The organism is Chitinophaga horti (assembly GCF_022867795.2).
GTDB classification, from domain to species: domain Bacteria; phylum Bacteroidota; class Bacteroidia; order Chitinophagales; family Chitinophagaceae; genus Chitinophaga; species Chitinophaga horti.
Genome location: NZ_CP107006.1, coordinates 5,183,582 through 5,207,624, shown reverse-complemented (window position 1 = coordinate 5,207,624; position 24,043 = coordinate 5,183,582). Strand labels below are relative to the sequence as shown.

The window sequence follows — 24,043 nt, the reverse complement described above, 5'->3', positions numbered from 1 at the left end:
GCATGATCAATTTGTGCCTCGACTTCGGCAATTCGCGCCTTAAGGGAGCGATTATGCAAAATGGAAAAATGCAGGAACAGCTGTTATTCCGCGAGCAACACCTGGAAGCGGAGTTGCTGGCCGTGCTGGACAAGTACCAGCCCACTGGCGCGATCCTTTCCTCCGTAGTGCATCATACGCCGGCGGTAGAACAGCTGCTGGCCGGGCGCACCCGTTTTGTAAAGCTGGGGCACCAACTGCGGTTTCCGGTGAGCATTGCGTACGACAAGCCTGAAACACTGGGCGTAGATCGTATTGCCCTGGTCTGCGGTGCCTGGCGCAGGTTCCCGGGGCAATATAGCCTGGTGATCGGCGTGGGATCGGCCATTACTTATAATTTTTTACATAAAAACGGGGAGTTCCTTGGTGGGGGCATTAGTCCGGGGTTGGAGATGCGTTTTAAAGCGTTGCATACATTTACCGACAAATTACCCGAGGTAGGGAAAGATCCTCAATTTTCACTGATCGGCTATAATACCCGCCAGTCCATACTTAGCGGGGTTCAACAAGGGGTGCTGGAAGAAGTGGATGGTATGATTAACCGCTATGCGGAAAGGTACCGGAACTTTAACGTGCTTTTAACAGGGGGGATTTGGTTTTCTTTGGTTCCCGTCTTAAAAGTAAGATATTTGCAGACCCTTTCTTATTATATGAAGGTTTAAATTCAATACTAGAAATCAATGCATTGGAAAAAAATTAGCATTTTTTGCTGCCTGGGTGGGTGTCTTGGTGTAGCAAACGATGTTAAAGCGCAGGAAAATTCTCCTTATTCGCGCTATGGGCTTGGCGATCTATACTCTCTCCAGCACGTGGTAAACCGCGGAATGGGAGGCGTTTCTCAGGCTTACAGCGATTTTCAGTCGGTGAACTTTACGAACCCGGCCAGCTACTCGAACCTGAAATTGGTGACGTACGATGTTGCTATCGAAGGCGGCGTTAAAAAGATCGGTGACGGCGAGCAGTCCTTCAGCTCCGGGATCGGTAACCTGTCGTACATACAACTCGGTATTCCTATCCGCAACAAATGGGGCGCAGTATTAGGCATCAGGCCGATGAGCAAGGTATCGTACAACGTTACGCGCACCGAAGAACGCATTTTCTTTGATACATTACAGATGCCGGTGCTTTACCAGTATGAAGGCAACGGGGGCGTTTACCAGGCTTACTTAGGTACTGGTTTCGGCTTCGGTGGATTCAGCGTGGGTGCGAACATCGGTTACCTGTTTGGCAATATTGAGAACAGTACCAAGACTATTTATTCGGTGGAAGCGAATACCTTCCCTTCGAAACATAGCCGTCGTACCAGCTACCAGTCGTTGTTTTACAACCTGGGTCTGCAGTACGAGGTAAAGTTCAATAAAGAGGTGAGCATGGTGCTAGCCGCTACGGGCAACTTTGAGCAAAAGCTGAAAGCCCGCCGCGAACAACTGCGCGAAACCCTTTACTATGATGCTTCTTCCGACGACTATGGTACGCAGGACACCGTGTCCTACTCCAGCGGCGACCGCGGCGATATCGTTTATCCCCGGCAGCTTGGTGGTGGTATCATGTTTAAGAAGATAGACAAATGGCAGATCGGTGCCGACTTCACTACCGGTGCCTGGTCACAGTACCGTAATTACGGCGATGCGGACTCTACCCGCGATGCGTGGAAATTTGCAGTAGGTGGACAGTTCACACCGAACCTTACCGCGCTTAAAGGTTATTGGAACAAGGTGACCTACCGTTTGGGCGGTTACTACGGCCAGGACTATATTAAAATCGGTGGTGAAGACATGCCGATGTTGGGTGTAACCGTTGGTGCAGGCTTCCCGGTGCGCAGGATGTTGTACTCTAACCAGTTCTCTGTTGTGAACCTCTCATTTGAAGTAGGCCGCAGGGGTAACAACAACACCGTGTTAAAGGAAAACTTTTACCGCGTAGGCCTGGGCTTTACCCTAAGCGATCGTTGGTTCATTAAACAGAAATACGACTAAGTTTCCGTTGAAAAAGTTTTTGCTATACACCACGCTGGCCATGGCGCTCTACAGCTGCGAGAATAAACTCGAAGCGGTACGTGCGTTAGATAAAAGCGCGGTGGGGGTAGAAGAAGGGTTCGACATCCGGGTGATCATCAGCCAGGGTGGACATGTAAAGGCCGAACTTACGGGACCTTATATGGAGCGACACCTGCAGCATCCCGCCTTCGTGGAATTCTCCAAAGGGTTGAAAGCAAGATTTTACAACGACTCAATGGTGCAGACCAGTACGCTTACAGCTTTCTACGGTAAATACTTTGAAAGCAACGGCGACCTGTTTCTGCGTGATAGCGTAGTCCTCATTAATATACTTACGAATGAGCGAATGGATTGTCACCGACTTAAATACGATGCGCTCACCCAACGTTTTTCTTCCGATACCGCCGTACGGTACGTCAGTAATAGTGGCGTGACATATGGCACCGGATTCGAAAGTAATTCCGACTTCTCTGACATCTCTTTCATAAAAGGAACTGCCAAACTGCTGTATGAAGACTCGGCCGTCACAGATTCCACCGGAGAAGCGACGGACAGCATTCCCAATTAATATAACGGTATTAGCATAACGAAAAGACCCAATCAGTGTAACTGATTGGGTCTTTTCGCTTTAACCTATTTTTAACCTAAAATTTCTAATGCTATAAGGGCAACAACCATGCCAGCCTCATCTATAACGAGGCTTTATTTTGCTGGGATGCTTCGTTAAATGGTCGTTAACACAATACGATCCGATGCTTTCACCAAGCAAAAGAGGTCATTCACGAGTTTAGGGTTGACACGCGCCTGCACGTTCCTATATTTGCATAGGTTTTTCATAGGATATGGTTAAAATAACTGAGGGCGGTATTCTTACCGCCCTTTCTTTTTTTGTCCTTTGCCTCCCAGGCCTTATCTTAACCAGATGGAAACGATTAACTGGACAGACTTCGAAAAGATTGACATGCGGGTAGGCACTATCGTCGCCGTTCATCCCTTTCCCAACGCACGAAATCCCGCTTACCAGCTGCAAATTGATTTTGGACCGGAAATAGGAATGAAACGATCTTCTGCCCAAATCACGAAATTATATGAGATGGAAGCGTTGGTGGGGCAGCAGGTGATAGCTGTTATTAACTTCCCGGTAAAACAGATCGCTAATTTCTTCTCGGAGTGCCTGGTGTTGGGGGCTACAGGCGATGATAAAACGGTCACGTTATTGCAAACTGAGCGACCGGTACCTAACGGTCTCCGCATCTCATAGTGCAACTTATGTTAATTTGATATTATTTTTAATACATCTTGTCCCGATGAAAAAATAAACCTTCACGAACTAAAACCTTACGTTCACGGAAATCGTAGCAATGCGAGAGAGACGCCGGGTATATTTGCGTTAGGTTTTTCATAGGATATGGTTAAAATTATTACAAAGGCGGTATTCTTACCGCCTTTTCTATTATCCTTTCACCCGCTTTTCACGACGTTTGATTTTTACTCGCTGCCGACAGATTACTTCTACACTTAAAATTTAACGAGATGATCCTGATTATACAACATAATTAAGGATATCATGATGTGTCTTCTAAATGTACGTAACATTTTGATAGTTAGATGCTTAGAAAGCAATATTTTTTTGTAAAAAATGGGGTTTGCGTTTAATTGGATTTTCTAATCGTTCACCAGATAAAATACATCGTTCGCTAGATTCCAAATTAGGGATGTTTCTAAATTATAGAAATTTGTTCTAGGTTTTTCAATAAAGATATGGTTAAAATTTTTCGGGGCTGTATTCTTGCAGCCCTGTTTTTTTCCCTCAAGTCTCCACCGGTATCTTTCTTCCCACAATATTTAAAGGTTAATAGGTGAATGTGTATGGCTCCATAGCTATGACCGTTCTGTACGTTACTGCATAAAAAAGGGCAGTAAGAGTACTGCCCTACTTATTTCGACCATATCCTATGAAAAACCTGATTCAAATTTACAAGCTATATACTCCTGTGCCAGCGCCATTTCTTATTTGCGGGCTATGGCTGCATAACCGGTAGTTTTACGCGAATATCCGGTGGCAGCCGGTACGCCTGTGTAATTATAGGTAACAATATGCCGGGTGTTACTTAATTTAGCCGGGTTGAAAAAACAAGATCAACCTGCAGTACTATGAGACTTACGCATTACAGGCGCCCGGCAACAGTGGCCGGTTTGCTCCTGCTTTCCCTAGCCATGCCGCAGGCGCATGCACAAACTAAAAAAGAACTTACCCTTGATTTGGTCGTAAAGCAACCCATGTTGCTATCGAAATCATTGCCAGCCGTTAGCAGCTGGCTGGATAAGGACCATTACCTGGAAACCCGCCGCGACAACGGTAAAGTGCAGCTGTATAAAGTGAACGCTGCTTCCGGTAAGGCGGAAGCCTACACGCCGCCGCCGGTTACGGGGCAATCGGTAAGCATCCGCAATAACGATATTTTCCTGCAAACACCTGGCGCCGGCGAAACACAGCTTACCAGCACCAAAGAAGAGGAAAAGAACCCCACGCTTTCGCCAGACGGCAAGTATGTGGCCTTTACCCGCAGCAATAACTTATTCGCCATAGAACTGGCTTCAAAAAAAGAAATTCAGTATACTACCGATGGCTCCGATGTGATCTATAACGGATGGGCATCCTGGGTGTATTACGAAGAGATCCTCGGCCGCTCTACCCGCTACAAAGCCTTTTGGTGGAGTAACGATAGCCGCAGCATTGCCTACATGCGTTTTGACGATACAAAGGTGCCGGTATTCCCCATCTACAGCCAGGTAGGGCAGCACGGTTACCTCGAGAACACGCGCTACCCCAAGGCAGGCGATCCCAACCCGGAGGTGAAACTAGGCATCGTTCCGGTTACAGGCGGCGCTACCACCTGGGCCGACTTCAATCCCAAAGACGACCAATATTTCGGTACGCCGTTCTGGGCTGCCGACGGTTCGCTCTGGCTGCAGTGGATGAACCGCGGGCAGGACAACCTCAAGATTTACTCCGTTGATCCGAAGACGGGCGCCAAAAAGGAAGTGTACGACGAAAAGCAGAAAACCTGGATCGACTGGTTTAAGCCTTTTACTTTCCTGGCGAACAACAAAGGTTTTATTATCCAGAGCGATAAATCAGGATATGACCACCTTTACCTCCTGAACATGGACGGCTCGCTGAAAAAGCAACTGACCACCGGCGAGTGGCGCGTAAAAGACCTGCTGGAAGTAGATGAGAAAAAACAACTGGTGTACTTCACCGCCCGTAAAGAACATTCTACCCGCTACGACCTGTATACCGTTAGTCTCAATGGCGGCCCCATTACCCGTCTTACCTTCGGTAACTTCTCCCACGATGTTAAACTGGCACCCGGCGGTGGGCTATTTCATCACCACTTATTCTAACCTGCGCACGCCGTCTAAAATGGCGTTGCTCAATGCAAAAGGTAAAGTGGTGCGCGAGCTCGGCGATAGCAAAAGCCCTGCGGTAGACGAGTACCAGCTCGCCCTGCCAGAGTTGCGTACTTATAAAACCCGCGACGGTCTGGAGCTGCCTATCACCATTACCTGGCCGCTGCATATGGAGCAGGGTAAAAAATATCCGGTGCTGATCAGCATCTATGGCGGACCAGACGCCGGCTCTATCTATGATACCTGGAAGCCATCGCTCATGCCGCAGTGGTATGCGAAGGAAGGCATCATCCAGGTAGTAATCGACAACCGCTCTGCCGGCCACCTCGGTAAAGTAGGTATGAACTATATTCACCGCCAGCTTGGTAAATACGAAACAGAAGATTACATGGACGCCGCCAACTGGCTTAAAACCCAGCCCGGTGTAGATGGCAGCAAGATTTGCATCACCGGCGGCAGCTTCGGCGGCTATATGAGCTGTATGGCGCTCACCTATGGTGCAGATGTATTCAATTACGGCATTGCCAACTACTCCGTTACGGATTGGGCGCTGTATGACAGTCATTACACTGAACGTTACATGGACACACCTGCTGAAAATCCGGAGGGTTATAAGCAGACCAACGTGATGACGCACGCCGACAAATATAAGGGCATGCTGCGCATCGTTCACGGTACCATGGATGACAACGTACATATGCAGAACTCCATCCAGCTGATCGATAAGCTGGAAGACCTGAACAAACATTTCGAATTCATGCTCTATCCGGGTGAAAGGCATGGCTGGGGGGGCAGCAAAGGTGTACACTCCCGCGCGGAGGCGAACCGTTTTTACTACCGCTACCTGTTGAATAAACCAGTACCGGATTTGTTAGTGAAATAATATTTTAAAAAGCGGCGCTGTTGAGGCGCCGCTTTTTTTTATCGCGAAGGACTCAATTCATCGATTCTGCCTTGCATCGGGCACCGGCTTCTTCCACGCTTCTCATTCCGCCTTCAGCCATATTTCTCACGTCGCTTTCGGCCGCATTCCTTGCACCGACTTTTCCCCACGAGCCCCGCACAACATCCAGCTGTCCCCGAAACAAAAAAGCCCCCGCACTGCGGAGGCCTTTCCTATCTTTCTAAAAACTTATTCTTTTTCAATACGCATCTGCGGGAAGAACAGTACGTCCTGGATAGACGGCTGGTTCGTCATCAGCATGGTCAAACGATCGATGCCGATGCCGATGCCTGAAGTAGGCGGCATGCCATATTCCAGGGCGCGCAGGAAGTCGTGATCGATGAACATGGCCTCGTCGTCGCCACGCTGCATCAGTTTCAGTTGCTCTTCGAAACGTTCGCGCTGGTCGATAGGGTCGTTCAGCTCAGAGTAGGCGTTGGCAATTTCTTTACCATTCGCCATCAGCTCGAAACGTTCTACGAGTCCGGGTTTGCTGCGGTGTTTTTTTGTCAGCGGGCTCATTTCTACCGGGTAATCGGTGATAAATGTGGGCTGAATATAATGGCCTTCGGCTTTGGCGCCGAAGATCTCGTCTACCAGTTTACCTTTACCCATGCTCGCTTCTACATGAATGCCGAGCTGGCGGCAAGTGTCGCGCAGTTCGTCTTCATTCATGTTGCTGATGTCGATGCCGGTATGTTCCTGGATGGCTTCGTACATGGTTACACGACGGAACGGTGCTTTGAAGTTGATCACGTTGTCGCCCACCTGCACTTCTGTGGTGCCGTGCAGCGCCATCGCTACTTTCTCCAGCAGGGCTTCGGTTTTGTCCATCATCCACTCATAATCTTTGTACGCTACGTACATTTCCATTACGGTAAATTCCGGGTTGTGCGTGCGGTCCATCCCCTCATTACGGAAGTCTTTCGCAAACTCGAACACACCTTCAAAACCGCCCACGATCAGCCTTTTCAGGTACAGTTCGTTGGCGATGCGCAGGTACAGCGGCATGTCCAGCGTATTGTGATGGGTAATGAACGGGCGGGCGGCAGCACCACCGGGGATCGGCTGCAGGATGGGGGTTTCCACTTCCAGGAAGCCCATATCATTATAGTACTGGCGGATGGTTTGCATCAGCTTCGTACGTTTTACGAATACTTCTTTTACCTGCGGGTTGATGATCAGGTCGGCGTAACGCTGGCGATACTTAAATTCCAGGTCGGTTACGGCGTCAAACGCTTCTCCGTCTTTCTCCTTCACGATCGGCAGCGGGCGCAATGCTTTGGAAAGGATGCTGAACTCGCGCACGTGAATAGACGTTTCGCCGGTTTTGGTCGTGAACACATAACCTTTCACACCCACGATGTCGCCAATGTCGGTCAGCTTCTTGAACACCACGTCAAACAGCGATTTATCTTCACCCGGACAAATATCGTCGCGGCGCATGTAAGCCTGGATGCGGCCGGAGCCGTCCTGGACCTGCACGAAGCAAGCCTTGCCCATATCGCGAACGGCCATCACGCGGCCGGCGAGGCAAATATCCTGGAATTGCTCCTTCGTTTCCTCGTTAAACCTGGCCTTAATATCGGTAGAAACAGCATTCACGGGGTATTCCGCCGCCGGGTATGGGTCTATGCCCAGCTCCTGCAGCTGTTTCAGTTTGTCTCTTCTGATAAGTTCCTGTTCGGACAGGTGTTGTGTAGTGGTGCTCATTGTATCTTAAATCAGCGTATGTTTTAATAAACGGATTGCAAAAATAGTCGTTTTAAGCCGGATTGCCCATAGCAGTTCACCAGCAGTAGTTTCCTTCCCCAGCCGCCGTTGTGTCACTCCCTTCAGCGGCAACGCGCTAACGGGCGTTTGCAGCACCTTTCCTTTCATACAGGTCCGAAAATTCGAGTTTGGCAGATTTAACAAACTTTAACGCGGCAAATACGGCCTTACATGGTAGCTTTGGTAAGAATGCAGCGATCATTTATCAGAATAAATAATTATTTTCACTAATATTTTTTGTGGTAGGATTATTGCTATTAGATAGGGTTAGAAGATTGACAGCAGCGAATTTGGACCTAAACGAAAAACTTAAAAAACGACGCCCATGAAGACGATTATCGTTCCCACCGACTTTTCTGAAACCGCTTACAACGCCGCCCGTTACGCCTTGCAGCTCGCCACCCAACTGGGTGCCGGTCGTGTACTGTTGTACCACGCCTATGAACTCATCGTGCCCATCCCCGACCTGCCAACCGCAGTGCCGATGGTCGATATCGATGAACTGAAAGGCGCTAGCCTCGACGGGCTGAACAACATGAAAAATGCTCTGGCAGCAAGCGCACCCGCCGGCGTAGTGCTGGATGGCCGGGCAGAAAACCACCTGCTGGCGGCTAACCTCGACAATGTTTGCCGGGAGGAAGGGGCGGAAGTCGTAGTAATGGGTATTACTGGTGGCAGCCAGCTCGAAGAAATTCTGGTCGGCTCCAATACGGTGGATGTCGTAAAAAACAGCCGTTTCCCGGTAATCGTTGTGCCCACAGGCGCCACATTTAAGCCGGTTCGCAAAATCGCTTTTGCCTGCAACCTGAGAAATGTAGTGGAAACAACGCCGATCGGTCCACTGAAAGGGCTGCTCGACTTGTTTAAAGCAGAACTGCATGTCGTGAACGTAAGCAAAGACAATAAAGAGAACGAAGGTGCCCTCTCCAAAGAAGGCCAGCAGCTGGACGAGCTGCTGAAAGCATATGCTCCCCAATACCACTTCCTCGACGGTACCAACGTAGTGGATGCAGTAACGGGCTTCGCCGAGGCAAACGGCGCCGACCTGATCCTGATCGTGCCACGTAAACATGGCTTGTTCGAAAGTATTTTCAAAAGAAGCAATTCTTCGAAGTTTGCATTTCACACGACTATCCCTTTATTATCGATACACCAGTAGTGATTAAAACAGACAAAAAACTATGCTAAAAAAATCTCTCCTTATCCTGTGTGCCGGCGTATTTACGGCGCAAGTATCCAATGCCCAGTTCCTGAAAAAAGCCACCGAGGCGTTGAACAAAGCGTCCGGCAGCTCTACAGGCACCGGTTCCGTAACCCAGGAAGAAGCCGGGTCCGGCATTAAAGAAGCACTTGCAAAAGGTGTGGCCAATGGTATTGCCCTGCTCAACAAGCAAGATGGTTTCTATAAAAGCGAATTGTACAAAGTATTGCTGCCACCGGATGCTCAAAAGGTAGAAAAAACCTTACGTGGCATTGGTTTAGGCAGCATGGTCGATAAAGCGATCATGCAGATTAATCGCGGTGCAGAAGAAGCTGTCGGACAGGCAACGCCGATCTTCGTAGGCGCTATCAAACAAATGAGTATTAACGATGCGTTGAAGCTCGTAACCGGTGGTAACACATCCGCCACTGATTACTTCAAAGGTAAAACCACCGATACGCTCAGGTCTGCCTTTAAACCGGTAATCGCATCTTCCCTTGAAAAAACCAGTGCTACCCGTTACTACGGCGACCTGGTAACGAAATATAACAGCCTGCCTACTACGCTTAATAAAGTAAATCCGAACCTGGACGAGTATGTGACAGATATGGCGGTAAAAGCCTTGTTCGATCAGATCGCGAAAGAAGAAGCGAGCATCCGTGCAAACCCGGCTGCCCGTACCTCAGAACTGCTGAAAAAAGTGTTTGGCAATAAGTCATAAGCGCCCTGCTGCGTTAAAGAAAAACGGCTGCCCGTTATACGAGCAGCCGTTTTTTTAATTCGATGCCAGTAGTATTTGCCAGGCTTCCTGTACCTGGTTACTTTCCAGCAATTTCTTCGCGTACGTATGCAGCTCGCGCTCCATCTCATCGGGACTCATGCTGTAATATTGAATGATGTTTTTCAGGTGGTCATCATTAAACGTTGGATCAATGTCCGGGATGGCATGCACGTTGCCGAGCTGACCAAGGTTGTTGCCCGTTAATACGCTACTGTTGCGGATGGCGGCAGGTAACGCATCTACCCCGATACCCAGTTTCAATTGCGGTTTATCCACCTCAAATACAGCGCTGCCAGAGGCGCGACAGTAATAATCTGCCCCCATACGCGCTACCAGGTCGATCTTATGCGGATCGATTTTGCCCATGTCGTTTAACACTTCGTCGTTGATGTGTACGACCACCGGTTCGCAAATAACCAGGTTGCCCGCGCCGCCTTCCTGGCCGGTTTCGATCACTTCACGAACGATACATTCTAATTGTACCGGGCTTTCTTTCACGCGAAAGGGTTTCACTTTTTCGGATGCGATTGCGGTAAAGCCGGCTTTCTCAAATTCGTTTACACCCTTCGGGTATTCGCAGCTGGAGAGCGAGGCTTGTTGCACCATGGCGTAACTCACCACGTTGATCACCACTTCTTTCGTGGCATACACATTCTCCAGTGTATGCTTCACCGTATTGTCGCGCACGCGGCGGGCGGGTGAAAATATGAGCGTCACCGGGTTGGAGCCGAACACGTTGAAAAAGCTGAAGGGAGACAGGTTGGGCACACCATTTTCATCTATCGTACTGGCAAAACAGATGGGCCGCGGCGAGATGGCGCCTAACAGGTAGGCGTGCAGTTCGCTGGTTTTTACTTCGCCCGGAATAAGTTTCATAATGGTCGGTTTTGGCGTTTGATTTTACACATTCTTCTTAAGCTTCAGCAGGCTGAAGTCACTGTCTTCCGCAACGATGGTGTTGGAAAGGCGGCCTAAACCATCTATCTCCATCTCAACAACGTCCCCGGGTTGCAGCCATTGTTCCTGGTAATTGGGGTCGTTGAGTTTGCCGGTGCCGTTCAGCTCCAGGAAGCAACCTGTTCCTACTGTGCCGGAGCCGATAACGTCGCCGGGCAGGATGTCTGCGCCGTACGAGCAGCGTTCCACGATCTCGGCGAAAGTCCAGTCCATATCGCCCACGTTGCCGTCACTTACCTGCACGCCGTTTACCCAACATTTCATTTTCAGGTTGTACGCATTACCGGTGTGCCCTGGCTTGGGTGCTATCTTGAATGGTTCCAGTTCATCTGGTGTAACCAATATAGGACCGATCACTGTGCTGAAATCCTTGCCCTTTGCGGGACCGAGGTTCAGTTTCATTTCTTCAATTTGGAGGGTGCGGGCGCTCATGTCGTTCATGATCATGTAGCCGCCAATGTACTCGTCGGCTTCCGCAGCGGGAATGTTACGGCCTTTTTTGCAGATCACGATAGCGGCTTCCAGCTCAAAGTCCAGCTTATCGAAATGATCGGGCATACAGAGAATATCGCCAGGGCCCTGGATGGCGTTGTGGTTGGTGAAATAGAAGATCGGGTACTGGTCAAATTCCTGGATCATGTCCACCTTACGATTGCGGCGGGCGGCTGCTACGTGCTGGCGAAACGCGTAACCATCGCGGCAGGAAGATGGGAAAGGCACGGGGGCGAGCAGCTGTACGTCGTCGTACGGAATACCCATTACAGTCGACGGCTTGCGGCCTTGCTTTAATCCGGCTTCGATGCTGCGGGCCAGGTCAATGACTTCGTCCCACATCAGCAGGAACATATGCATGGTGGTCGGCAGGTCGGGATGAAGGTCCTGCATATTATACAGGCGGCCGTCCACCAACATGGCCAATTGGTCTACATCAGCATTCAGGTAGGTAACTAATTTCATATCAATTTTTTTGTGGCGTATGAGGGGCCAAATATAAAGAGATTTGTAATGCCGGTTTTTGCGTTTTTAAATGCTGTGATTTGTGGCGATTGTTTATTAGATTTATGCATATATAGCAATGCCATATGGTGTTTAGGTCAATATTTGGATGGATGCTTTTAAGCGTTTTTTCTATGTCGATACACGCACAATCACGCACAGACAAGTTCCTGGAGGAATTATTGCGCCGGAATGCCTCGCCGGCACTTAAGCATATACTTGATCATCCGGATACGTTTCAATGCCAGATCATCTACACCCGCATCGATCGTGATGCCGCCAATAAGCCTGGTTTTACCCATTTTTATTATGACGTAGATGCACAACGGTACTTCAATCCGGCATCTACCGTAAAAATGCCGCTGGCCTTCCTGGCACTGGAAAAGATGCGTGCCTTACAGCTCGATAAAGACACGCCGATGTATATCGACAGTGCCTTCGATGGTCAAACACGCGTAAGTGAAGATACTTCGGCAGCCAATGGACTGGCGAGCATTGCACACTACATCAGGAAAGTATTTTTAGTAAGCGATAACGACGCGTACAACCGGCTATACGAATTCGTTGGCCAGCAAACCATCCACGAACAGTTATGGGCAAAAGGATATAAAGATGCGCGTATCGTACGCCGCTTCGCTCCTATGACGGAGGAAGGTAATCGTCACACTAATCCCATCCGTTTCAAAAAAAATGGTAAGACGGTTTATACACAGCCCGCCGCGTATTGTGATCTGCAATTTGATTACAGCAGACCCGTATTCATCGGTAAGGCGCATTGGGATAAAAACGACAGTCTGATTCAGCAACCAATGGACTTTACGCGGCACAATAATGTACCGCTGCCATATCTGCAGCAAATGCTGCAATCGGTGCTGTTTCCTGCTACAATGCCGGCTGAGCAACGATTCAACTTAGCCGAAAGTGACCGCCGGTTTTTGCTACGTTATATGTCGATGTTGCCTTCAGAATCGCATTATCCGAAGTATGATACGACCGAATTTTTCGATAGTTATACCAAGTTCTTTTGGTTCAAAGCCAATCGCAGTAAGATCCCGGAGCATATTCGCTCGTTCAATAAAACCGGCTGGTCATATGGCTTTTTGACCGATGTAGCTTACATCACAGATTTCAAACACAACGTAGAGTTTATGTTAAGCGCGGTGATTTATGTGAATAGCGATGGTGTGTTGAACGATAACAAGTACGAATACGATACGATCGGTTATCCTTTTTTTAAAGAGGTGGGAGAGATCATCTATAATTATGAGTTGTCGCGCAAACGCAGGCACGCACCGGATTTGAGTGAGTTTAAATTCAAGTACAACGACTAGCGTTATGATATTAAGGAGTTTATTGCTGATCGCGTTTTCAAGTCTGGTGCAGATGGGCGCATTGGGTGCTGTGGCGGCGCGAATGCACATGCCGCTCATTTCTCTAACGTCTGACGTCGCCTGGGTGCGCATCAACCAGCTCGGTTATACGCCCTCGGGTATAAAAGTAGCCGTATTGGGCGCAAAGGCGGATGTATCGATAACCACTTTTGCGCTACACGATGCCGCAACGCACAAACAAGTATACGAGGCTACGGCCGGTAAAAACTTCGGCGCATGGGGGCCGTTTCAGCACACATGGCGGCTGGCTTTCACGGATTTTAACAAACCAGGTACTTACTATATTAAAGCCGGCGACGTTCAATCCGCCACATTTCGCATCGGCGCAGATGTATACACCGGCACCGCTGACTTCTGCCTGCAATACATGCGGCAGCAGCGTTGCGGTTATAATCCTTACCTGAAAGACAGTTGCCATACCCAGGATGGCTTCTCCGTATATGGCCCCATGCCTGATGGCACGCACATCGACGCCCGCGGCGGCTGGCACGATGCAACGGATTATCTCCAGTACGTCACAACTTCCGCCAACGCCACCTATCACCTGCTGGCGGCCTACCGCGACTTTGCCCCCGTGTTTGGCGATCACTATCAAGCCAGCGGCTTGAACGGCAAGAACAAAGTGCCCGACGTGCTGGACGAAGCCCGCTGGGGCCTGGATTGGCTGCTGCGTATGCATCCACGGGCTGACTGGATGTTTAACCAGATCGCAGACGATCGCGACCATCGCGGTATGCGCTTGCCGAACCAGGATACGTTGAGTTACGAGGGGCCTGGCAGGCAACGGCCCGTTTACTTTTGCACAGGCGAGCCCCAGGGGCTTAAAAAATATATGAACCGGTCTACCGGTGTCGCATCCACTGCCGGTAAGTTTGCCAGTGCCTTTGCTTTGGGCGCGAGTTTGTTGAATGACAAGGATGCGGGCTACGCAAAACGACTTGAGGAACGGGCATTGTCGGCCTACAGGTTAGGCATCGCGCACCCTGGTGTTTGCCAGACCGCTCCCTGCGGCGCGCCTTATTTTTATGAAGAGGATAGCTGGAAAGATGATATGGAACTGGCGGCGGCACAACTGGCCACGTTAAAGAACGATTCCCAATTACTGGCCCAGGCGCAGCAATGGGCGCGGGAAGAGCCGGTCACGCCATGGATGGGGGCAGATACGGCGCGGCACTACCAATGGTACCCGTTTCACAACTTCGGGCATAGTGAACTGGCGACTAAAAGTAGCGGCCGGGAATGGATGGAGATGTACCGGACGGGCATCGATGCTGTTTGGCAGAAAGCCCGTAGTAATGCTTTTTATCGCGGCATCCCGTTCATCTGGTGTTCCAATAATCTTACGGCGTCCTTTGCCATCCAATGCGGCCTGTACCGCCGAGTTACCGGCGACGAAACATACCGGGAACTGGAGCAGGCCTGTATCGACTGGTTGTTCGGCTGCAATCCCTGGGGAACGAGTATGGTCGTAGGTATGCCTGCAACAGGCGACACTCCCGTAGATCCGCATTCCTCTTTTACGCATTTACACAATTATCCGGTGTCCGGCGGATTGGTGGATGGGCCGGTGTATACGAGCATTTACAAGGGGTTATTGGGTATCACCCTGCACGGCGGCGATGAATATGCGCCTTTTCAGTCTGACCTGGTCGTTTACCACGACGATTTTGGGGACTACTCGACCAACGAGCCCACGATGGACGGAACGGCCAGCATGGTTTACCTACTCGCCATGCAGGAATATGAGGTAAATCATTTAAAAAAAACGATAGTCGGTAATTGGCCGCACGTGAGTTACAGCCATGGCGGCATCATCCGCGGCGACAGTACGAGGAAAGCACTAGCATTGGTTTTTACCGGGGATGAGTTTGCCGATGGTGGGTCGCATATTGCCAAGGTATTGCGGGAGTGCCGTGTGAAAGCCAGTTTCTTTTTAACGGGCCGCTTTTACCGTAATCCGGCCTTCGCGCCGGTTATTCGGGAACTAAAGCAGGACGGGCATTACCTGGCCGGCCACTCCGATCAGCATTTGTTATACTGCGATTGGGATAAACGCGATAGTTTACAGGTGACGCGTACGCAGTTTGAATCGGACCTGGCGGCGAACTACGACGCGCTTGCCCATTGGGGTGTATCGCGCGATCAGGCAGGCTACTTTTTGCCGCCTTATGAGTGGTATAATGATACAATTGCCAGCTGGGCGCTTGCCGATGGCCTAAAACTAGTTAACTTTACACCCGGAACCCGTAGTAATGCAGATTATACCTGGCCACAAATGGGCGCACAATACCGGGATAGCCGGGAGATTTATGAGTCGGTAGTTAACTATGAAAAAACGCATGCCAGCGGACTGAACGGTTTTATGTTATTGACGCACATAGGGACTACGCCTGAACGAATAGATAAATTTTATTTTAAGTTGCGCAAAATGGTGCGATATTTACAGTCGGAAAATTATCGATTGCTGACCGTGCCGGAGTTATTGCAGCCTTAAACATGCTCAGGAACAACGGGTTACGGCAAGGTGAATGTAAAAACCTATAACTATCACCGGAGTTTACATTGATCACAAAAAAATTAAAAAAAACTATTGGAGTCATGCAGGTCGAAACAAAAGTAAAAAATAAGGGACAAGCAAGATTATTCGAAAGCGAGTATCTGGAAATACTGACCAAAACGCATCCGCTGATCATCTGGGGCATGTACCTGCCGCTGATCGTGTGGAGCCTTTTCTATGCTAACAGCCATTACGGTTATGCATGGAGTACCGTGTTGCTCACGTTTGTTGGGGCGATCTTCTTCTGGTCATTCGCCGAATATGTGCTGCACCGCTTTGTGTTTCACATGGTGAGCGAAAGCAAGGCTATCCAACGCCTTACTTACCTGTTGCATGGTAACCACCACGAATACCCACGCGACCGCCAGCGCCTGTTCATGCCGCCGGTGCCCAGCCTTATCCTGGCTGCGGTGTTGTTCGCGCTGCATTATATCTTCCTGCGTAATGCAACGTTTATGTTCTTCCCGGGCTTTATCCTCGGTTACCTCATTTACGGTACTATGCACTACGCCATTCACGCTTTTAATCCTCCTTTTAAATGGATGAAGCCTTTATGGAGAAACCACCACCTGCACCACTACAAAGATCATGATCGTGGTTTCGGCGTTAGTTCTTCCATTTGGGACCATATCTTCGGAACATTCTTCGTAGGTGTAGAAGAAGATAAAGAGAAAGCGCAGGAACTGATGTTCGAGAAAAAAGCGAAATAAGATACCCTGAGTATATGAAGAAAGCCGGCGATGAGCCGGCTTTTTTGTTTTTACGTGCATAAAAAAGGCCCGCCACCGGCGAGCCTTCCATTATATTTAGCAATCCATCCAATCTCCCGGACTATCTGTTCGGCTGGCCGCGCGGGCTTGCACCTTTTGCAACTGCCGTTCGATGATGAGGCGGGCAATGAGCAGGTAGGCGTCATCGTTGCCTTCTCCCGCCAGGATGCCTTTTATCTTCTTTTCAGATACATCTACTGTATACAATAACATCACAAACTGCTGGAAGTCCTGGCTGATGAGTTGCTGTAACCTTTCGGCCAGCGCCTGTTCCAGCTTTTCCATGGTCACATTACCGCGGAAACGGAGGCCCGCTTCTTTTTTAAGAAGTTTACCGGTTTCCTGTAAAAGCGGATCTGCCGGCATTATTTAATCTGCTTGAATTTATAGGAAGCATTGGTGATCACCTTAACGGGTACTTTTATTTCATTTTTGATGCGCTTCTTTTTATTGATCTGGTAAGTGTAATCTCCTTTCATTTCTGTGGTCTGGATGCAGATGCTGGGCAGGCCGCTTTCGCGGTTGATGAGGTAGTTGCTCTGCATATCACCGTTAATTTCGGCGGTGGCTTTAATATCGTCGTCGAGGGTAAGCACTTCCAGCTTGTCGGTCTTAATTTTGGCGGTGCCTGCGATCTTGGCCGTTTGGCTGTCCCAGGTCTGGAGGTTCCAGTAAAGGTCGGTGCGGCCTACCAGGCCGGTGCGCAACGGCACGCTTTCTTCCCACTGGGTGCCGGTTTTAATGCCGTGAGCTGGATAAATGACTAGCAACTGCTCCAGCCACGAGCGAAAGGCTTGTGTGCCGAACTGGTCGGCCAGCAGCTTTTCGTAAGCTTTTTTATCGTCTTCCTTTAAAGATGCGAAGGCCGTTGACGCTTCGCGGATGAGTGCATCCAGGTCATCTACCTTATTGATGATGCCCGTTGGCTGTATTTCTACCGTAAACGGTTTGTCCACAATTTTGGCCAGGGCAGCGGTAAGCGGCTCCTTATCGTTGGCAATGCGGGCGTCGACGAGCGCATTTACGTTCTTCGAATTATAATTGAAACGGATGTCCTGGTACTTCCAGGTTAGAACGGTTACGTCACGGTTGGCGGAAGAAACGGTTACGTTCATTTTGCCATTGAAGTCGCGCGTGGTACGCTGCATCACATCATTCACCGTCATGTAGGTTTCGCTGCGGCTTTCCATGTTCAGCTCAAACTGCTGGTTGGCAGCGAAGTTATAATGCAGTTCTACATAGTTCTGTTCCTGTGCCTGCAGGCTAGTGTAGCTACCGAGCGTAAGCAGGGCGGCCGTCCAAAATTGCTTCGTCATCATGTATTATCAAACATATTTTTCAACAACACCAAGGCCAAACAGTGCGAAGTCGTATTTCACAGGGTCCTCCGGGTCAAATTCTTTGAGTTGCTCCGTGAGTTGAACGGCAGTACGCCAGTTGGCTTCGGCTTTTTCTATCATTCCCAGTCTGGCGGCTACTCTGGCCACGTGTACATCCATCGGACATACGAGCTGACTGGGTTTTATATGCTGCCATATACCAAAATCCACGCCATTCTCGTCTTGCCGTACCATCCAGCGGAGGTACATGTTAAGCCGTTTGCAGGCGGAGTTTTTGGCCGGGGTACTGATGTGTTTACGGGTCCTTTCCGGGTGTTCCAGCATAAAGAACATCTTCTGGAACCCGATCAGCCCCTTTTCGACCGTGGCGTCGTCCGGACTCATATGCCCGCTGAAGGCGTGCTCCAGCGAATTGATGTCCGTATAGTAATGCTGCAGGTACTCCACGAAGTACAGCAGGTCCAGCCCGTTAAAAGTGCGGTGGGTGAAAGACATAAGCTTCATTCTTTCCCGCGGCTGGTGGTTAAGGATGAAATCATAGGGCGCGTTATCGAACATCGCCATGAGTTCATTACACTTGTTAATAATAGTGGTTCGGTTTCCCCAGGCCAGGATAGCGGCGAAGAGCCCGGCAATCTCAATGTCCTGCAGCTTAGTGAAGCGGTGAGGGATCGATACCGGGTCGCCGTCGATAAACGCCGGCTGGTCATAGTGGGCTACTTTAGCCTCCAGGAATGGTTTTAGCTGCGCCTTCATTGCGTTCAGTTAAGTAAACTAGCTTGCCATGCATGCATGTCAGCGCCGGTTCATAGGTGTAATGGTTTTCAGTCTCACGGTCCCCAAATGGGCCGGAATGGTCTAAAATTACGGAGTTTGCGCGACAGTTGAGGTTTTTCGGCCTGCCTTTCCTGAAATTTATCCAATAGCGGTATTTAAATCGGATATCAGGTCATCCACATCTTCGATGCCTACACTCAGGCGAATCAGCGAATCTGTAAGTCCGTTTTTGAGCCTTTCTTCCCGGGGAATAGAGGCATGTGTCATAGAAGCCGGGTGGCCGATGAGCGATTCTACACCACCCAGGCTTTCGGCCAGGGAGAAGAGGTGCGTTTGGCTCAATACCTTTTTGGCAGCGGCCAGATCGTCACTCTTAAGGGTAAAGGAGATCATACCGCCAAAGCCTCGCATCTGTTCGCGGGCGATCGCGTGGTTAGGGTGATCTTCGAAACCGCACCAGTATACCTTATCGACCTTGCTATGGCTACGCAGGAATTTAGCCACTGCTTCACCATTTTCGCAATGCCTTTGCATACGTACGTGCAGCGTTTTTATGCCCCGCAGCACCAGGAAGCAGTCCTGAGGGCCAGGTACTGCGCCGCAGCTGTTTTGAATAAAGGCCAGTTGCTGGGCGAGCGCATCGTCTTTTACGATAAGCGCACCGTGTACAACGTCACTGTGGCCACCGAGGTACTTGGTAGCGGAGTGTACAACAATATCCGCGCCGAGATCCAGTGGGTTCTGGAGGTAAGGTGAGGCGAAGGTGTTATCTACGGCGAGCAGCAGTTGATGTTGCTTCGCAATTTTGGCTACCGCGGCTATGTCGATAATGTTCAACATAGGGTTGGTAGGCGTTTCTATCCAGATCAGTTTTGTTTGCGGGGTTACGTGATCGGCTACACTGGCTGCGTTTTGCATATCTACAAAACGAAACTGGATGCCGTAACGCTGAAACACTTTGGTAAAGATGCGGTAGGTGCCGCCATATAAATCGTTGGAGGCAATGACCTCATCGCCGGGATTCAATAGTTTGATAACCGCATCGGTGGCGGCCAGTCCACTGCCGAAGCTGAGACCGTGTTTGCCATTTTCGATGGCGGCCAGTGCGTTTTGCAGTGCATCGCGCGTAGGGTTTTGCGTGCGTGCATATTCGTAGCCTTTATGATCGCCGGGGGCATTTTGCACAAAGGTGGAAGTTTGGTAAATGGGCGTCATGATAGCACCGGTGGTGGGGTCGGGCGAAACACCCGCATGTATGAGTTTTGTACCTAGCTTCATAGAATGTGTTTTGCTGTGTATTGCAATGTACTGGTTTTCATCTAAAACGATGCCGAAAAGCGGTGTGGGGTACAAGTGAGTGACACAACGGCGGCTGAAGAAAGCGCTGCCGCCGGCTACCCACAATAGCGATAATGAATATACGAAAGTTTAGTCGGAATGAACGCCTGCAATGATGATGCATTCGGCTGCGTACTACTACGGAGGCGGGTTTATACGTAGCTGACGCAGCGCTAACTGCTGAAAAAAACGCATTCTGTAAGATTGGCTACGGTTACGAACAATTTTAATGCGTTCACCCAAAACGCGTTTTCCCGAGCTTAATAATGATTTAACTTTACCGTAGGTTTTTCATAGGATATGGTTAAAATTTCTGAAGGCGGTATTCTTACCGCTTTTTTTCTTACTACCAATTAACTATTAACTATAAAGCGGGGCCCGGCAACATTGCCGGGCTTTTTATTTGCACGAAAAAGGCCCGCGTAAACCGGGCCTTTTCTATGTGGCGATGTTCGCGATTACTTCGTTTTTTTCGGTGCCGGCTTAGCGGCTGCTGTTTCCGACCATTTGATCGGCAGGGCTACACGGGTTTTGTCCCAGGCCATTACCAGGTTAGCACCCTGGTTGGCTTTTTCAAATGCCAGCGTGAAAGCTTCGGTTTCGTCGGCATTGTTTTCAGGCGTCACGTCCGTGCGAACAATGTCCATGCTCTGTTCATATTTATAAGCGCCCCAGATGTCGGTTTGTTTGTTCAGGATGACCGTCCATTTGCTTTCGTTGGGAATGGCGTACAGCGTATAACGTCCTTTTGGAACAGTTTTTCCACCGATCGTCACGGGGCGGAAAAACTCCACCTCCGTAGCTTCGTTGGCTCCACAGCGCCATACTTTATTATACTCTACCAGGTCACCAAAGATGGTGCGGCCTTTCTTCTGCGGGCGGCTGTACAAAGCCCTGGCTACCAGCGCACCTGGTTCGCCTTTCACCTTTACCACATACGGGTACATGGCCGGATAATAAGCCATATCCATGGGGCTGGGATCCAGCGGGGGCAATTTTTTGTCCTGTGCAAATGATGGTGACGACAGGCCTGCGGTCAACGTGATGGCGATACATGCAACTAATTTCCTCATATTCAACGGTGGATTATATTGTTAGACAGTGAAATACTCCCCAAACGTACGGAAAATCCTCAAAACGAGGGCTCCGCTCCGCCAGGTGCTTCAAGATAACTTTTGACATAACGCAGCAGGTCCGGAAAGAATTGCGCGTAACAATCCTTTAACGTGTCATAGTGATCTTCAAAAGCTTTAAAAGGTACGGTGGCCGGTACCTGCTGGTATTTGGCGCGTCGGGTAATGCCGTTGAAAGAGCTGGCAATGCCGTTCCGTTCGCGGTAGTGCAGCAACCAGTTATGTTGGCGCATGTAAGAAAACACCTGTTGGAACACGGGAGGCAGCTGGTCATGATGAGCGGCAAGCGTTTCATAGATCCCGCCTGCAAAGGTTTCCAGCGATTGTGCGGTAAAATGTTCGGGGTCGTTGGCGAGAAAGTGATCGTAGATAATATCGGTATAAACGGCGCTGTAGGCTCCTACGGCGGGTTTCAGGCAATTTTTGGCGCGGGCGGTAGCCGGGTGGTGATCGGTATAGGCGTCGATCGCACGGTGTAACCGTACGCCCTGTTGCACGTCCGGCGGGTATTGCAGCAGTTGTTTGCCTTTTACAAAATCGGCTATCATGTTTCCGATAATGAACGGTGGGTGATTAAAAGATAAGTATGCGTGGGCCAGGTAGTTCATATGCAACGATAGGGCGAATCGCCTGAAAGGCTTATGCACTGGGCGTTCGCGGATATCAAATATAAGCTAAATAAGTCGATTGTCCGATTTCGAACTTCTCTTGTACGCCTTTGAACAACGTTTTTCGGCTTTACCGATTGTCACCAAAAAGTGCTTTTAACACAAGCTTAACAACGCATTTTGCAACATTCGTCGATCGGGCGCAACACCTGTGCTGTGGCTCGTTTCAGACACTTCAAAAGCTCCGTTTACAGTAGGTGTTATAACACGCTTCACAATCAATTAACGTGGCTTCGCCACTCTTACCTATTCGCTTTACTTAGCTTTGCGGCGCATATACCTTTGCTTTATCATTAACAACAAACAAAAAGCAACAATTAAATTTTTCCGCCATGAAAAAATTAATCGCCATTCTAACAGTTGCTGTTGTTGCGTTCACAACCAGCACAGCCAGTGCCTTTGACGGCATTTCGATTAGTAACAAGAAAGTTATTGAATCTTTTGAAAGGGAGTTTGCAGGCGCTGCAAACGTTACCTGGTACGCAGGCACTAAAGACAATTATGTAGCCAAGTTTACCATCAAATCATCAAAAGTTACCGCCCACTTTGACAATGACGGTAACCTGCTCGCCACTTCCCGTTACATTACCGACAGCGAATTGCCGCTGAACGTAATTACTAAGCTGATGAAGAAGTATCCTGACCAGAACATTCACAACATCGTGGAGTATGATGCTGACGGCAACACTACTTACATGATTACTTTGGAGAGTGATTCACACTGGACGACCGTAAAGGCTACTTCCTCTTCTGTCAGCACCTTCAGGAAGCTGAGAAAAGCATAAGTGTTTCGAGTCTCCGCCAATCTGGAAATTTAAAGATCAGTGTTTAGGCCGCAGGTAACTCCTGCGGCTTTTTTGTTTAAGTAGCGTCCGGCCGCTTTCCCTAAAATTTGGCTACCTTTGCCCCTCTGAATTTGTAAACAGAACATGAACATGAACAAAGGACCGATTTCACAGTTTATGCAGCATCATTACCGCCACTTTAACTCGGCGGCACTGGTAGATGCTGCCAAAGGGTACGAAACGCATTTGCTGGAAGGCGGTAAAATGATGGTAACGCTGGCGGGCGCAATGAGCACGGCCGAGCTGGGTATTTCCTTCGCGGAAATGATCCGCCAGGGTAAAGTGGACATTATTTCCTGCACAGGCGCGAACCTCGAAGAAGATATCATGAACCTGGTAGCTCACACTCACTATAAAAGAGTACCTAACTACCGCGACCTCAGCCCCCAGGAAGAATGGGACCTGCTGGAAAACGGCTTTAACCGTGTAACGGATACCTGCATCCCTGAAGAAGAGGCTTTCCGCCGTATCCAGAAGCATATCTATAAAATCTGGAAAGATGCGGACGATGCGGGCGAGCGCTACTTCCCTCACGAGTATATGTATAAACTGCTGCTGAGCGGTGTAATGAAAGAGCACTACGAGATCGATCCCAAAAATAGCTGGATGATCGCAGCTGCAGAAAGAAATATTCCGATCGTAGTACCAGGTTGGGAAGACAGCACCATGGGTAACATCTTCTCTTCCTACATCATCAAAGGCGAACTGAAAGCCAGTACGATGAAGAGCGGTATCGAGTACATGGTAACACTCTCCGAGTGGTATCGTGCGAACAGCGGTGGTAAAGGTGTAGGCTTCTTCCAGATCGGTGGCGGTATTGCCGGCGACTTCCCGATTTGCGTAGTGCCTATGATGTACCAGGACCTGGAATGGCATGACGTTCCTTTCTGGAGCTACTTCTGCCAGATTTCTGACTCTACTACTTCCTACGGTTCTTATTCCGGTGCGGTCCCCAACGAGAAAATCACCTGGGGTAAACTGGATATCACCACGCCTAAGTTCATCGTAGAATCTGACGCGACGATTGTTGCGCCGTTGATTTTTGCATATGTGTTAGGTTGGTAAACTATATTTTTCCTTTTTAGGAGGATACAGGTCCGGGTGATCCCGGGCCTGTTTTGTT

The 24,043-nt window shown here is 49.4% G+C and carries 23 protein-coding genes; 13 read left to right on the top strand and 10 right to left on the bottom strand.

Features of this window, described 5'->3' with window-relative positions:
• The first annotated feature begins 2 nt into the window (after nt 1-2).
• From MKQ68_RS20975 to MKQ68_RS20950, 6 genes are all read left to right on the top strand, one after another.
• Nucleotides 3-701, top strand: a complete 699-nt coding sequence (locus MKQ68_RS20975; protein WP_264280808.1) for a type III pantothenate kinase — start codon at nt 3-5, stop codon at nt 699-701.
• An 18-nt stretch (nt 702-719) separates the two neighbouring features.
• Nucleotides 720-2,015, top strand: a complete 1,296-nt coding sequence (gene bamG / locus MKQ68_RS20970; protein WP_490715595.1) for a BamG family beta-barrel-assembly machinery protein — start codon at nt 720-722, stop codon at nt 2,013-2,015.
• Nucleotides 2,016-2,022: 7 nt separating this feature from the next.
• Nucleotides 2,023-2,604: an LPS export ABC transporter periplasmic protein LptC gene (lptC, locus tag MKQ68_RS20965; protein WP_244835984.1), complete on the top strand. Its 582-nt coding sequence runs from the start codon at nt 2,023-2,025 to the stop codon at nt 2,602-2,604.
• A 354-nt stretch (nt 2,605-2,958) separates the two neighbouring features.
• The gene (locus tag MKQ68_RS20960; protein WP_244835982.1) at nt 2,959-3,297 is read left to right on the top strand and encodes a tRNA-binding protein; all 339 of its coding nucleotides are present in this window, start codon (nt 2,959-2,961) and stop codon (nt 3,295-3,297) included.
• A gap of 893 nt (nt 3,298-4,190) precedes the next feature.
• The gene (locus MKQ68_RS20955) at nt 4,191-5,444 is read left to right on the top strand and encodes a beta-propeller domain-containing protein (RefSeq protein WP_264280806.1); all 1,254 of its coding nucleotides are present in this window, start codon (nt 4,191-4,193) and stop codon (nt 5,442-5,444) included.
• Nucleotides 5,395-6,333 (top strand): alpha/beta hydrolase family protein, encoded by a 939-nt coding sequence (locus MKQ68_RS20950; protein WP_264280805.1) that lies wholly within the window; start codon nt 5,395-5,397, stop codon nt 6,331-6,333. Before MKQ68_RS20955 ends, MKQ68_RS20950 begins: the two co-directional genes overlap by 50 nt.
• A gap of 249 nt (nt 6,334-6,582) precedes the next feature.
• Here MKQ68_RS20950 and lysS read toward each other — a convergent pair whose 3' ends face one another.
• Together lysS and MKQ68_RS20940 are read right to left on the bottom strand one after the other, a co-directional pair.
• Nucleotides 6,583-8,106 carry a lysine--tRNA ligase gene (gene lysS / locus MKQ68_RS20945; RefSeq protein WP_264280804.1) on the bottom strand — a complete coding sequence of 508 codons (1,524 nt, stop codon included), beginning with the start codon at nt 8,104-8,106 and terminating at the stop codon, nt 6,583-6,585.
• Nucleotides 8,107-8,112: 6 nt separating this feature from the next.
• On the bottom strand, nt 8,113-8,274 hold the full coding sequence (locus tag MKQ68_RS20940; RefSeq protein ID WP_264280803.1) for a hypothetical protein: 162 nt from the start codon (nt 8,272-8,274) through the stop codon (nt 8,113-8,115).
• 217 nt (nt 8,275-8,491) lie between these two features.
• Here MKQ68_RS20940 and MKQ68_RS20935 point away from each other — a divergent pair, with 217 nt between their 5' ends.
• Nucleotides 8,492-9,325: a universal stress protein gene (locus MKQ68_RS20935; RefSeq protein WP_244835968.1), complete on the top strand. Its 834-nt coding sequence runs from the start codon at nt 8,492-8,494 to the stop codon at nt 9,323-9,325.
• Between the two features lie 22 nt (nt 9,326-9,347).
• Entirely contained in the window at nt 9,348-10,088 is a 741-nt protein-coding gene (locus MKQ68_RS20930; RefSeq protein ID WP_264280802.1) for a DUF4197 domain-containing protein, read from the top strand.
• 54 nt (nt 10,089-10,142) lie between these two features.
• Here the strand turns inward: MKQ68_RS20930 and MKQ68_RS20925 are convergent, their stop codons facing one another.
• On the bottom strand, nt 10,143-11,024 hold the full coding sequence (locus MKQ68_RS20925; RefSeq protein ID WP_264280801.1) for a flavin reductase family protein: 882 nt from the start codon (nt 11,022-11,024) through the stop codon (nt 10,143-10,145).
• Nucleotides 11,025-11,048: 24 nt separating this feature from the next.
• Entirely contained in the window at nt 11,049-12,062 is a 1,014-nt protein-coding gene (locus MKQ68_RS20920) for a fumarylacetoacetate hydrolase family protein (protein ID WP_264280800.1), read from the bottom strand.
• 173 nt (nt 12,063-12,235) lie between these two features.
• Here MKQ68_RS20920 and MKQ68_RS20915 point away from each other — a divergent pair, with 173 nt between their 5' ends.
• The 3 genes from MKQ68_RS20915 (at nt 12,236) to MKQ68_RS20905 (ending at nt 16,759) form a co-directional block, all read left to right on the top strand.
• Entirely contained in the window at nt 12,236-13,432 is a 1,197-nt protein-coding gene (locus tag MKQ68_RS20915; RefSeq protein WP_264280799.1) for a class A beta-lactamase-related serine hydrolase, read from the top strand.
• Between the two features lie 4 nt (nt 13,433-13,436).
• Nucleotides 13,437-15,986 carry a bifunctional glycoside hydrolase family 9 protein/polysaccharide deacetylase gene (locus tag MKQ68_RS20910; protein ID WP_264280798.1) on the top strand — a complete coding sequence of 850 codons (2,550 nt, stop codon included), beginning with the start codon at nt 13,437-13,439 and terminating at the stop codon, nt 15,984-15,986.
• A gap of 104 nt (nt 15,987-16,090) precedes the next feature.
• Entirely contained in the window at nt 16,091-16,759 is a 669-nt protein-coding gene (locus tag MKQ68_RS20905) for a sterol desaturase family protein (RefSeq protein ID WP_264280797.1), read from the top strand.
• A 96-nt stretch (nt 16,760-16,855) separates the two neighbouring features.
• On the opposite strand, the gene MKQ68_RS20900 is transcribed toward MKQ68_RS20905, so the two are convergent.
• The 6 genes from MKQ68_RS20900 to MKQ68_RS20875 all read right to left on the bottom strand — a co-directional run bounded on the left by MKQ68_RS20900 (nt 16,856) and on the right by MKQ68_RS20875 (nt 21,955).
• Nucleotides 16,856-17,185 (bottom strand): hypothetical protein, encoded by a 330-nt coding sequence (locus tag MKQ68_RS20900; protein WP_264280796.1) that lies wholly within the window; start codon nt 17,183-17,185, stop codon nt 16,856-16,858.
• Nucleotides 17,185-18,138 carry a DUF6263 family protein gene (locus MKQ68_RS20895; protein ID WP_264280795.1) on the bottom strand — a complete coding sequence of 318 codons (954 nt, stop codon included), beginning with the start codon at nt 18,136-18,138 and terminating at the stop codon, nt 17,185-17,187. Before MKQ68_RS20895 ends, MKQ68_RS20900 begins: the two co-directional genes overlap by 1 nt.
• Nucleotides 18,139-18,144: 6 nt before the next feature.
• On the bottom strand, nt 18,145-18,915 hold the full coding sequence (locus MKQ68_RS20890; protein ID WP_264280794.1) for a TIGR02757 family protein: 771 nt from the start codon (nt 18,913-18,915) through the stop codon (nt 18,145-18,147).
• 159 nt (nt 18,916-19,074) lie between these two features.
• Nucleotides 19,075-20,214, bottom strand: a complete 1,140-nt coding sequence (locus MKQ68_RS20885) for a cystathionine gamma-synthase (RefSeq protein ID WP_264280793.1) — start codon at nt 20,212-20,214, stop codon at nt 19,075-19,077.
• Between the two features lie 518 nt (nt 20,215-20,732).
• Complete coding sequence (locus tag MKQ68_RS20880; protein WP_264280792.1) at nt 20,733-21,347, bottom strand: DUF2911 domain-containing protein; 615 nt, start codon at nt 21,345-21,347, stop codon at nt 20,733-20,735.
• A gap of 59 nt (nt 21,348-21,406) precedes the next feature.
• A complete protein-coding gene (locus MKQ68_RS20875; RefSeq protein ID WP_244835902.1) occupies nt 21,407-21,955 on the bottom strand; it encodes an acyl carrier protein phosphodiesterase in 549 nt (182 codons plus the stop codon).
• Nucleotides 21,956-22,407: 452 nt separating this feature from the next.
• On the opposite strand from MKQ68_RS20875, the gene MKQ68_RS20870 reads away from it, so the two are divergent.
• Both MKQ68_RS20870 and MKQ68_RS20865 read left to right on the top strand, forming a co-directional pair.
• Nucleotides 22,408-22,860 carry a hypothetical protein gene (locus MKQ68_RS20870; protein ID WP_244835901.1) on the top strand — a complete coding sequence of 151 codons (453 nt, stop codon included), beginning with the start codon at nt 22,408-22,410 and terminating at the stop codon, nt 22,858-22,860.
• Nucleotides 22,861-23,010: 150 nt separating this feature from the next.
• A complete protein-coding gene (locus MKQ68_RS20865) occupies nt 23,011-23,985 on the top strand; it encodes a deoxyhypusine synthase family protein (protein WP_264280791.1) in 975 nt (324 codons plus the stop codon).
• Nucleotides 23,986-24,043: the final 58 nt, after the last annotated feature.